This is a genomic window from Streptomyces sp. NBC_00988 (assembly GCF_045162645.1).
Classification (GTDB): Bacteria; Actinomycetota; Actinomycetes; order Streptomycetales; family Streptomycetaceae; genus Streptomyces.
Genome location: NZ_CP108730.1, coordinates 6,809,177 through 6,820,925, shown reverse-complemented (window position 1 = coordinate 6,820,925; position 11,749 = coordinate 6,809,177). Strand labels below are relative to the sequence as shown.

The following is an 11,749-nucleotide window of genomic DNA, read 5'->3' as shown; positions in this document are numbered from 1 at the left end:
GGCAGAAGTCTGAACACAGACAGAACGGGCGGGCGGCGCCCACAACTCGCGCCACCCGCCCGCCCGTTGAGCAGGACTCCGTAGAACCGCCTACGAAACGACCGCCGGATCCGCCGACTTGGCCGTCCGGTCGGCGTCGTCGCCGTCGTCCCCCACGGCGATCCCGCGCCGCTTGGAGATGTACACGGAGACGGCGATCACGAGGAACGCGAGGACCGCGATCGCGATCCGCACCCCGGTGTTCTTGTCGTCGCCGTAGCTGAACTTGATGACCGCGGGCGCGATGAGCAGCGCGACGAGGTTCATCACCTTCAGCAGCGGGTTGATGGCCGGGCCCGCGGTGTCCTTGAAGGGGTCGCCGACCGTGTCGCCGATCACCGTGGCGGCATGGGCCTCGCTGCCCTTGCCGCCGTGGTTGCCGTCCTCGACGAGTTTCTTCGCGTTGTCCCAGGCACCGCCCGAGTTCGCGAGGAAGACCGCCATCAGCGTGCCGGTGCCGATCGCGCCCGCCAGGAACGAGCCGAGCGCGCCGACGCCGAGCGTGAACCCGACCGCGATCGGCGTGAGCACGGCGAGCAGACCGGGCGTGGCCAGCTCACGCAGCGCGTCCTTGGTGCAGATGTCGACGACGCGGCCGTACTCCGGTGTCTCGGTGTAGTCCATGATCCCGGGGTGCTCGCGGAACTGCCGCCGCACCTCGTAGACCACGGCCCCCGCGGACCGGGAGACCGCGTTGATCGCCAGACCCGAGAAGAGGAAGACGACCGCGGCACCCACGATGAGGCCCACCAGGTTGTTGGGCTGGGAGATGTCCATCATCAGGTTGAGTGGCGCGCCCGGTCCCGAGACCTTCTCGCCGACGTCGTTGGCGGCGGTGAGGATCGCGTCCCGGTACGACCCGAAGAGCGCCGACGCCGCCAGGACGGCGGTGGCGATGGCGATGCCCTTCGTGATGGCCTTGGTGGTGTTGCCCACCGCGTCCAGGTTGGTGAGCACCTGCGCGCCCGCGCCCTCGACGTCGCCGGACATCTCCGCGATGCCCTGCGCGTTGTCGGAGACCGGCCCGAAGGTGTCCATGGCGACGATCACACCGACCGTGGTGAGCAGACCGGTACCGGCCAGCGCCACCGCGAACAGCGCCAGCATGATCGACACGCCGCCGAGCAGGAACGCCCCGTAGACCGCGAGGCCGATCAACAGGGCGGTGTAGACGGCCGATTCGAGGCCCAGCGAGATCCCGGCGAGGATGACGGTGGCCGGCCCCGTGAGCGAGGTCTTGCCGATGTCCATCACGGGACGGCGGTTGGTCTCCGTGAAGTAGCCGGTCAGCTGCTGGATCAGCGCCGCGAGCACGATGCCGATGGCCACGGCGACGAGCGCGAGGATCCGCGGGTCGCCGTCCTTGGCCTTGATCGCCGCGTCGGTGACGCCGTCGAGGTCGGCGTACGACGACGGCAGATAGACGAACACCGCGACCGCCACCAGCACGAGCGAGATCACCGCGGAGATGAAGAACCCCCGGTTGATCGCGGACATGCCGCTGCGGTCGGTCCGGCGCGGTGCCACCGCGAAGATGCCGATCATGGCGGTGATCACACCGATCGCCGGCACGAGCAGCGGGAAGGCGAGCCCGGAGTCGCCGAAGGCGGCCTTGCCGAGGATCAGCGCGGCGACCAGCGTCACGGCGTACGACTCGAAGAGGTCGGCCGCCATGCCCGCGCAGTCGCCGACGTTGTCGCCCACGTTGTCGGCGATGGTCGCGGCGTTGCGCGGGTCGTCCTCCGGGATGCCCTTCTCGACCTTGCCGACCAGGTCGGCGCCGACGTCGGCGGCCTTGGTGAAGATGCCGCCGCCGACCCTCATGAACATGGCGATGAGGGCGGCACCGAGGCCGAATCCCTCCAGCACCTTGGGCGCGTCGGCCGCGTACACCAGCACCACGCACGAGGCGCCCAGCAGACCGAGCCCCACCGTGAACATGCCGACGACGCCGCCCGTGCGGAAAGCGATCTTCATTGCTTTGTGCGAGACGGCGGTGAGATCCTTTTCCGGCTCACCCTCCCTCGGGGTCGCTTCCCGGGCTGCCGCGGCGACACGGACATTACTGCGTACGGCGAGCCACATGCCGATATAGCCGGTGGCCGCCGAGAACACCGCACCGATCAGGAAGAAGATCGATCGTCCGGCACGCTGATTCCAGTCGTCCGCGGGCAGCATCAGGAGCAGGAAGAAAACGATCACGGCGAATACGCCGACCGTGCGCAACTGCCGTCCCAGATAGGCGTTCGCGCCTTCCTGGATCGCCGTCGCGATCTTCTTCATGCTGTCGGTGCCCTCGTCGGCCGCGAGTACCTCGCGGACCAGGATGACCGCGACCGCGAGCGCCGCCAGCGCCACGAGGCCGATCACCATCACGAGGATGCGGTTGTCGTCGGTCAGAACTGCTGCTGCGAAGGTTGTGGGGTGATCAAACTGCTGAGGGGTAGAAAGCCCCGCCATTCGTCCTCCTTGACGCCTGTGCTGAGCTCAAGATGTGGACGGATTGTAGGTACCGGAACCTGATCAAAACAGAGTGCGGCAAACGGAATTGGCCTTCGCATAGTAATGCCTTAAAAGCATTGGCGCTTGATCAAATCATCGGGGCAGTGATCAGGCATTGATCAAATCATTGATCGTGAATTGATTCACGAATTCTTTCGCGCCGGGGAAACCCTGTCGTCGCACCGTCGCGGAACTCGCCCGGACATGCCGAAGGGCCCTGCTGAGCAGGGCCCTTCGGCTGTGGTGTGCGGCGTTTCTTCAGGAAAGCGTCGTGGCCGGCGGTGTCGTCGGCCAGGTCATACGGATCGTTCCACCGTGCTCCCCCGCGGTGACCTCGACGTCGTCGACGAGCCCGCTGATGACAGCGAGGCCCATCTCGTCCTCCTCGGTCTCCGCGTCCGGATCGTCGCCCAGGGACCCGGGCGCCTTGTCGCCGGGAGCCGAACGTGGTGCCTCGTCGCCGACCTCGATGGAGAACTGCTTCTCCTCCTCGATCAGCAGCACCTTCACCGGGGCGGTGATCCCACTGCTCTGGTGCAGCCCGACGGCACGGGTGCAGGCCTCACCTACGGCGAGTCTGACCTCGTCGAGTACGGCCTCGTCCACTCCGGCCCTGCGCGCCACCGCTGCCGCCACCAGTCGGGCGGTCCTGACGTGCTCGGGCAGCGCGCTGAAGCGGAGTTCAACGGTGGCCATGCATCCCCCTCGGGACTACGGGCGTGCTGTCGGAGGGCCGGGCCGCCGAAAGCCCGGTCCACCGGTCGTCTATACGGCCGATCGGGGAGCGGTCACACACCGCTCCCGGAACGGTCGGTCAGTCGGTGGCCGCCACCGCTTCCTCGACCGAGGTGTGAATCGGGAACACCTTGGTGAGGCCGGTGATACGGAAGATCTTCAGAATGCGCTCCTGGTTGCAGACCAGGCGCAGCGAGCCCTCGTGGGCACGCACCCGCTTCAGGCCGCCGACCAGCACACCGAGCCCGGTGGAGTCGAGGAAGTCGACTCCCTCCATGTCCACGACGAGGTGGAAACTCCCGTCGTTCACCAGCTCGACCAGCTGTTCGCGCAACTTGGGCGCGGTATATACGTCGATTTCGCCACCGACCTCGACGACCGTACGATCGCCGACGGTACGGGTCGACAGGGACAGGTCCACGGATCCTCCAGCACCTTGCTATCGAGCGGTCATCCCATGGGACACCTCGGCAGAGCCCCCAGGACGGTTCGCCAGCCGCGATGGCATTCAATCACTTACCGCAGGGCGTGCACGACGCCTTGGCTCCATTGTCCGTCACGCCAGTGACACACTCGGTGCCGATGGCCAAGAATCAGCGAACCGATCGACCCTCGGCGGACCCCGTGTCCGGCCTCTCGCCGAGCACGGTTCTGGACCGGCTGGCGTCGGGACCGAGCCGGGCTTCGCGCATCACTCATACGGAGCACTTGCCCCCGCGCGAGGGCCGCCATGCCGTCTGGCCTGACCGGATTCGCGCCGAGGTGATCGCCACCGTCCAGGAAGCCGGTGTCGAACACCCCTGGGCCCACCAGGCACAGGCCGCCGAGCACGCCCTCGACGGCGAGTCAGTGATCGTTGCCACAGGCACCGCCTCGGGCAAGTCGCTGGCTTATCTGGTACCGGTCCTCTCCGCGCTCCTCGACGGCTCCGAGGCGCCGAACGGCCGCGGCACCACCGCGCTCTACCTGGCGCCCACAAAAGCCCTGGCAGCGGACCAGCTCCGCTCCGTGAAGGAACTTTCACAACCGCTGGGCAATGCCGTTCGCCCGGCCGTGTACGACGGCGACACTCCGTTCGAGGAGCGCGAGTGGGTCCGCCAGTACGCCAACTACGTGCTGACCAACCCCGACATGCTCCACCGCGGCATATTGCCCTCGCACCCGCGCTGGTCCTCCTTCCTGAAGTCCCTGAAGTACGTCGTCATCGACGAATGTCACACCTACCGGGGCGTCTTCGGCTCCCACGTCGCCCAGGTACTGCGCCGCCTGCGCCGCCTCTGCGCCCGCTACGGCTCCTCCCCCGTCTTCCTCCTCGCCTCCGCCACCGCGGCCGAGCCCTCGGTCGCCGCCGGCCGCCTCACCGGCCTCCCGGTGGTCGAGGTCGCCGACGACGCCTCGCCCCGCGGTGAACTGGTGTTCGCCCTCTGGGAGCCCCCGCTCACCGAACTCCACGGCGAGAAGGGCGCACCCGTCCGCCGTACGGCCACCGCCGAGACGGCCGACCTCCTCACCGACCTCGCCGTCCAGGGCGTCCGCTCGGTGGCCTTCGTACGGTCCCGGCGCGGCGCCGAGCTGATCGCGCTGATCGCCCAGGAACGCCTCGCCGAGGTCGACCGCTCGCTGGCCCGCCGGGTCGCCGCCTACCGCGGCGGCTACCTCCCCGAGGAGCGCCGCGCCCTCGAACGCGCCCTCCACTCCGGCGAGTTGCTCGGCCTCGCCGCCACCACCGCCCTCGAACTCGGCATCGACGTCTCCGGGTTGGACGCCGTCCTGATCGCCGGCTACCCGGGCACCCGCGCCTCCCTGTGGCAACAGGCGGGCCGCGCCGGACGCTCCGGCCGGGGAGCGCTGGCCATCCTGGTGGCCCGCGACGACCCCCTGGACACGTTCCTCGTCCACCACCCGGAAGCCCTGTTCGACCAGCCGGTGGAATCCACGGTCCTGGACCCGGACAACCCGTACGTCCTGGCCCCGCACCTGTGCGCGGCGGCAGCCGAACTGCCGCTCACCGAAGAGGACTTGGACCTCTTCGGCCCGGCGACGGCGGACCTGCTGCCGCAGCTGGAGGCCGCGAAACTGCTCCGCCGCCGGGCGAAGGCCTGGCACTGGACGCGCCGCGAACGGGCCGCCGACCTCACCGACATCCGCGGCGGGGGCGGAAACCCGGTCCAGATCGTCGAGAACGGCACGGGCCGCCTCCTGGGCACGGTCGACGAGGCCGCCTCCCACGCGACCGTCCACGAGGGCGCGGTCCACCTCCACCAGGGCCGCACGTACCTGGTGCGTTCCCTGGACCTGGAGGACTCGGTGGCCCTGGTCGAGGAGGCCAACCCGCCCTATTCGACGGTCGCCCGCGACACCACGGCGATCTCCGTCCTGGAGACGGACGTCGAAATCCCGTGGGGCCAGGGCCGGTTGTGCTACGGCTCCGTCGAAGTCACCAACCAGGTCGTCTCCTTCCTCCGCAGACGTGTCATCACCGGCGAAGTCCTGGGCGAATCAAAACTCGACCTCCCCCCTCGCACCCTCCGCACCCGCGCCGTCTGGTGGACGGTCACGGAAGACCAGCTGGACGCCGCCCGCATCAACCCCGAGATCCTCGGCGGCGCCCTCCACGCCGCCGAACACGCCTCGATCGGCATGCTCCCCCTCTTCGCCACCTGCGACCGCTGGGACATCGGCGGCGTGTCCGTCCCCCTGCACCCCGACACCCTGCTCCCCACGGTCTTCGTCTACGACGGCCACCCGGGCGGCGCGGGCTTCGCGGAACGCGCCTTCCACACCGCCCACGCCTGGCTCACCGCCACCCTCCAGGCCATCGCCTCCTGCGAATGCGACGCCGGCTGCCCGTCCTGCATCCAGTCCCCCAAGTGCGGCAACGGGAACGATCCGTTGCACAAACGGGGAGCCGTTCGGTTGCTGACGGAGCTGCTGCGGGGAGCTCCGGAGGATGCGCGAGAGACGCCGGGGGGTGTGGGAGGGGTGCCCGGGGAGAAGGTGGGCGGGGTCTGACGGGCGGGCTGCGGACCGGCTACGGCGTCGGTGGACTGCGGCTGCGGCTCAGGGTGCCGGTGAGGCCGGCGCCGCTGGAGGCGCGGGCGCCGGTGGCGCGGGGCCCGGTGGAGGGGCAGGCGCCGGTGACGCAGGGGCCGGTGCGGACGCCGGTGGCGGTACCGGTCCCGCAGGCCCCGCCCGTGACCTGACCTCCGCCGCGAACGGCCCCCGGCCCGCCGACGCCGTCACGTCCGACGTCTCACCCACGACCGCGCACCGCACGATGCGGGTCCCCTGCGCCCGCGCCACCCGCTCCGCCCGGGCGCAGGCCCCCGTACCGCCCTCCGCCCAGTGGTCGGCCGCCGCGAGCGCCGCGAGATCCGCACCGCCGGCCGCACGGTGCCGGGCCACGACGGCCTGCCCCAGGGCCAGCACGACCCCGAACACGACACACATCACGGCCATCGCCCCGAGGCTCCACACGGTGGCGGCCCCTCGGTCCGAGTGACGGGATCTCATATGCCGTCCCAGAACCGGAATCACACGCCCCAGGGCCGGAATCACATCCCGTAGGGCCCGCATACGACACCTCACGGCCCCGCCCTCCCCTCGCCCACCGTCTCCTCCGCCAACGCCACGGCCTCCTCCCGCACTTCGAAGGGCAGCCCGCTCAACACCGGTGGTTTCGCGACCACGACGACGTGGACCTGGTCGCCCTCCCGGGCCACGGTGACCTTCGCGCCGCGCGGGGCTGTGTCCCGGACCACCTGGACGACCGCGTCGGCGGGGTCCTGCCGCGCCGCAGCGCGGGCGCCCGAGCGGGCCGCGTCCACGCACTGGATCTGCGCGGCCACCACCAACAGCCCCCACACCAGCGCCATCGCGAACATCACCAGCACGGGCAGCACCACGGCCGCCTCCGCCGTCACGAACCCCTCGTCCCCGCCCCGCCGTTCACACCTTCGCATCGAGGGCCCGCTTCACGATGCTCTGCAGCTCCGCGCTGACCGCCCCGCTGGTCACCACCTTGTAAAGCACCACGGCGAACGCCACCGCCGCGATGGTTATCTAGGGTTGTCAAGATGAGTGCACAGGTCAGCGACTCAGCGCACCTTCGGTGCGCGCCGGGGGCGTGGTAAATCCCGTGGCGCGCGCCGGAGATGCTTCTGTCTGCCCTGACGTGGGCCGATGTCGGTCCGGGACGCTGGAGGGGTTCGTTCCGGCCGAAACCGGTGCTTCTGTGATGCCGGTGAGCTCGCAGGTCAGCGTGGTACTGGGGGCCGTCCACGGGAACCGTGGAGTGTTGCTGTGAGCACGTGCGTCAGAATTCCTGATTCACCTTGGCCCTCCCGGAACGGCATACGGGTCCGTCCGGCGAGGGAGGGAGCAAGACCGTGGACGTGCTGCACGAACGCTGCGCCGGCCTCGACATCAGCAAGAAGGACGCCAAGGTCTGCATCCGCACCCCGAGTCCGAAGCGGCGGGGGTCCTTCACGACCGAGACCACGACGTGGGGATCGACGACGAACGCGGTCCTGGATCTGCGGGACCATCTGCTCGCCGCACGGGTGACGCTGGTGGTGATCGAGGCGACCTCGGACTACTGGAAGCCGTTCCACTACGTGCTGTCCGAGGGCCTGAACGTGATCCTGGTCAACGCCCGGCAGGTCAAGAACCTGCCAGGCCGCAAGACGGACGTCTCGGACGCGGCCTGGCTGGCCCAGCTCGGCGCCCACGGACTGGTCAGGCCCTCCTTCGTCCCGCCTCAGCCGGTGCGCGAGTTGCGGGACCTGACCCGGGCCCGGACCACCGCCACCCGTGAACGAAGCCGTGTGGTCCAGCGGCTGGAGAAACTGCTGGAGGACACCGGCATCAAACTGTCCGCGGTCGCCTCCGACATCATGGGCGTCTCCGGCCGGGCCATGCTCGAAGCCCTCATCCGCGGCGAAGGCGACCCCCAGACCCTCGCGGACCTGGCCAAACGCAGGCTCCGCAACAAGATCCCTGAACTCACCGAGGCCCTGACCGGACGCTTCCGCGAACACCACGCGTTCCTGACCCGCCTCCACCTGGACCAGTACGACCAGCTCACCACGATGATCGACCAGCTCAGCGAACGCATCGAAGAGGCGATGGCCCCCTTTCGCGGCGCCCTCGACCTGCTCGACACCATCCCCGGCATCAACCAGGCCGTCGCCGAAGTGATCATCGCGGAGACCGGCGGCGACATGAGCCGGTTCGCCTCCGCCAAACACCTCGCTTCCTGGGCCGGGGTCTGCCCCGGCCACCACGAGTCGGCCGGCCGCACCAAGAACACGAAGGTCCGCCCCGGAAATCCATATCTCAAAGGCGCTCTCGGCCTCGCCGCGTTCGGCGCGGTGAGAACCAAGGAAACCTACCTCGCCGCCCGTTACAAGCGGCTGACCGCACGCCGCGGCCCGCTCAGGGCACTGGTCGCCGTCGAGCACTCGATCATCACCGCGATCTGGCACATGCTGAGCGATCACGTCGGCTACCAGGAACTCGGCGGCACCTACTTCACCCAACGTGATCCCGAACGGGCCACCCGCCGCGCGATCACCGCACTCAACCAGCTCGGATACACCGTCACCCTCAACCCGCGGGAGACCGCAGTCTGACCGGCAGTCCCGGACACCCAGCGACCTTTTACGGCCACCGGGCACCCAGCCCTGCCCACACCCACCCTGACCTGCTGCTATTTACGCGTCAGACAGCAGAGCAGGCATTCTGGCACGTGAGGCATGTCGTACGTGCCTCACGGCTGCCGGTCGGCAGCTCACATAGGGTCAACGGGCTGCCGGCCCGCTCGCCGCAGGGCCCGCGCGGCCGTGGACCTGCCGCAGGCTGTGGCATCGGCTCGCCTGACGCACCGTTGTGCTACCTTCCTTGGCTAGCTGCATCATCGTCAGTTCACGTGTTCAGTAAGTCCGTTGCTCTGAAAGTGGCCCGGACCTACCAAGGCTCCACCCGTCATTGATCGGCGAGTGTCCTGAAGAAACTGTGAGTTGGGCGGTGCGCGCCACAACCCTGGACGGCCGCCCGGCCGGGAGGGCAGGTGGGGGCACGGTGCCGAGTCAGGTCCAAGCCCTCGCCCTCTGTTGACCAAATCGGTGAGCAGGTCGAGAGACTTAGGAAGACCCCCGTGTCCCACGTACCCGCGGCGGCCGCCGCGCCGCAGCTCCCCTTCTCCACCGAGTCGGACATCGTTGATCACCGACGCATTGGCGCACATCTGCGGCCACCAGCCTCGCAGGCAGTGATCGACAAAAGCGTCGCCGCCGGTATCGCGGCCGGGCTGAGCCTTGAGCTGGCCGAGACGCTGACCGCTGCCGCTGCCGACCAGCAGCAGCTTCGCCGGGCCCTGCGCTCGCCGAAGGTGCAGCGTTTCGGCTCCGAGGAGTTCACGTACATCGAGTTCGATGTCGTGACCTGGCGCGTTCTGCCGTCGCCCGACAACATCCGGTTCGAGGACGAGCACGCTCGCGGCACGATCGGTATGCCCCGCTTTGGGGCCGTCGAAGGGGAGGCGCTGCTCACCTTCGAGATGGACTCGGCCGACAAGCTGATCGATGCGATGGCCCCGCGGATCACCGACATGGTGGACAACAACCCGCACGTCGGCTCCATCCTCGACCGCGGTATCGAGACTCCGGGATGGCTGAGCGCCCTCCGGGTGACCACGGACGTGGGCGCCGTGACCAGGCTGGAGTCCACGGATGGCTTCGGCCGTATCGTGGCCAGCCACAATGGCCTCGGCATCACGTTCAAGGACGTTGCGTGGAACCTGCGTCCCGGCGGCCGTCGCGCGACCAACCTGCTCCGAGACCTTGTTGAGTGGGCTGGAAGCGACATGGTCACGGACGAGCAGGCCCGCAAGGTCCGCTGCTCGATCATGCCCAACGCCCGGGTGATCATCGGCTTCTCGGCCCCGCGAGGGTTCGACCGGGCTCGTCGGCGTTTCGTGGCGCACCTGCACATGGCGCCCCCCATGAATTTCTCCACTGCGACGACGCTGAACGCCAAGGCGAACGCTGCGGTGGACAACCTCTATGAACGCGGTCTGCTCCCCGTTCCCAGCGGGATGACCGCGGAAGAGGTCCGTGACATTCTCGATGGCTCGGACCGCGAGCACGGCCTTCTCGCCGACCAGGTCGCCGTCCTGGCCTGCGGGGCACTCAACCCTCACCCAAACAAGCGCCAGGCCCGCGCGGTCAACGAGGCGATCGTCGACCTCACCGGCGCGAAGCCCAAGCTGGAGGAGCGCACCCAGCTGGCCGCCGAGGTGGCCCTGCGGGGCTTCCCCGCGGACAAGCGGCTCACCGCCCTGCGCTCATCGCTCGACCGGGCCTGGCGCTGGTCGGTGCTGCGCGGCGTCGAGCTGACCTGCAGCGGCCCGCTCGACCTGCTGCCCGAAGCGCTCCGCGAACTCGTACAGGCCGGAGACGCCGCCGGCCCGGCCATCGCCGAACTCTCCGCGCTGGCTAGCTACCACCTGGTCGGAGGCCGTACCCAGCTGCTGACCCGTTCCGAGTTCGGCGGCCGCGGCAGCAACACCGAGCCCCAGCAGATCATGCGGCAGTTGGCCAAGACCGACGTCGGCCTGCGGCAGCTGTGCCAGATCGTTCTGGACGGCCGGGCTGGACGGGACCCGCAGGAGTTGGCCAAGGGCACTATGCCGGAGGACAAGCGAATCGCGGGCGCCGACGCCCTCACCCCCGTGCGACTTCGCGAACTCGCCGACCTTTCCGACGAGGAAGGCATCACGCACGACAGCCCAGAGGACCGATTCGCGGCGGCGCTCAAGGAGTTCCAAGGACGCCTTGACGACCTGCTCGCGGCGGCCCAGGAGGTCGGCGACGTGACCGGCAAGGACGGCGTGGCGCTGGTGGACACGATGGGGTACGACAACTCAAACGTGCGGAACACGCTCGTCGAGATCACTGACCTTGTCTCGGAATGGCGAGGCGCACGCCGCCGAGCCGACCGGATGCGGGCCGACCTGGACGGGAGCGGTGACGCCCGATGAAGCGTTTCACGTGCACGCTCACCCAAGAGAACTACAACACAGCATGCGATCTTGCCGGATCCGCACTGCTGCGACGCCTCCCCGTCGCCTCGACGATCCTGCAGATCACAGAAGGTGGGGCTTGGAGTGAATTCTCGACGGGCGTCTACATCGCCGCCGACTTCGAGAACGTCATCCGCTACACCGGAAGCGCGATCCGCGACGGATCGGCCGGTGACCGCGTCCAGGAACACGTACTGTCCGGACGCGCCGCACAGTGGACCCGCCTGATGGTGGTCCCGCTGGTAGCGGACACCAAGGAGGACCTCGTGCGCAGGATCGAGGGTCGGATCGGAGCGGTTCTGCGGCCGCTCGACACCAAGCGGCTCCCCACTATCGGCGGGCCCCGACGACCTGCCCCGCGCAGAACCGCTCGGTAATAGGACCAAGACG

The 11,749-nt window shown here is 69.0% G+C and carries 9 protein-coding genes and 1 pseudogene; 4 read left to right on the top strand and 6 right to left on the bottom strand.

The window, feature by feature from the left end; all coding sequences use genetic code 11:
* Window positions 1-90: 90 nt before the first annotated feature.
* From OG496_RS31325 to bldG, 3 genes are all read right to left on the bottom strand, one after another.
* Window positions 91-2,499, bottom strand: a complete 2,409-nt coding sequence (locus OG496_RS31325) for a sodium-translocating pyrophosphatase (protein ID WP_405973292.1) — start codon at window positions 2,497-2,499, stop codon at window positions 91-93.
* 300 nt (window positions 2,500-2,799) lie between these two features.
* On the bottom strand, window positions 2,800-3,237 hold the full coding sequence (locus OG496_RS31320; RefSeq protein ID WP_399393876.1) for an ATP-binding protein: 438 nt from the start codon (window positions 3,235-3,237) through the stop codon (window positions 2,800-2,802).
* A gap of 118 nt (window positions 3,238-3,355) precedes the next feature.
* Window positions 3,356-3,697: an anti-sigma factor antagonist BldG gene (gene bldG / locus OG496_RS31315; protein ID WP_003975386.1), complete on the bottom strand. Its 342-nt coding sequence runs from the start codon at window positions 3,695-3,697 to the stop codon at window positions 3,356-3,358.
* Window positions 3,698-3,777: 80 nt separating this feature from the next.
* Here bldG and OG496_RS31310 point away from each other — a divergent pair, with 80 nt between their 5' ends.
* The gene (locus OG496_RS31310) at window positions 3,778-6,288 is read left to right on the top strand and encodes a DEAD/DEAH box helicase (protein WP_405973291.1); all 2,511 of its coding nucleotides are present in this window, start codon (window positions 3,778-3,780) and stop codon (window positions 6,286-6,288) included.
* 48 nt (window positions 6,289-6,336) lie between these two features.
* Here the strand turns inward: OG496_RS31310 and OG496_RS31305 are convergent, their stop codons facing one another.
* The 3 genes and pseudogenes from OG496_RS31305 to OG496_RS31295 all read right to left on the bottom strand — a co-directional run.
* On the bottom strand, window positions 6,337-6,789 hold the full coding sequence (locus OG496_RS31305; protein ID WP_405973290.1) for an Rv3654c family TadE-like protein: 453 nt from the start codon (window positions 6,787-6,789) through the stop codon (window positions 6,337-6,339).
* 71 nt (window positions 6,790-6,860) lie between these two features.
* Window positions 6,861-7,238 (bottom strand): TadE family type IV pilus minor pilin, encoded by a 378-nt coding sequence (locus OG496_RS31300; RefSeq protein ID WP_366499354.1) that lies wholly within the window; start codon window positions 7,236-7,238, stop codon window positions 6,861-6,863.
* Window positions 7,225-7,332, bottom strand: a pseudogene (locus OG496_RS31295) (DUF4244 domain-containing protein); the annotation flags it as partial. The pseudogene OG496_RS31295 and the gene OG496_RS31300, both read right to left, overlap by 14 nt.
* Window positions 7,333-7,664: 332 nt before the next feature.
* On the opposite strand from OG496_RS31295, the gene OG496_RS31290 reads away from it, so the two are divergent.
* From OG496_RS31290 to OG496_RS31280, 3 genes are all read left to right on the top strand, one after another.
* Complete coding sequence (locus OG496_RS31290; protein WP_405969281.1) at window positions 7,665-8,909, top strand: IS110 family transposase; 1,245 nt, start codon at window positions 7,665-7,667, stop codon at window positions 8,907-8,909.
* Window positions 8,910-9,433: 524 nt separating this feature from the next.
* On the top strand, window positions 9,434-11,317 hold the full coding sequence (locus OG496_RS31285) for a hypothetical protein (protein WP_405973289.1): 1,884 nt from the start codon (window positions 9,434-9,436) through the stop codon (window positions 11,315-11,317).
* Entirely contained in the window at window positions 11,314-11,736 is a 423-nt protein-coding gene (locus OG496_RS31280; protein ID WP_405973288.1) for a hypothetical protein, read from the top strand. The genes OG496_RS31285 and OG496_RS31280 overlap by 4 nt, the downstream gene beginning before the upstream one ends.
* Window positions 11,737-11,749 lie beyond the last annotated feature (13 nt).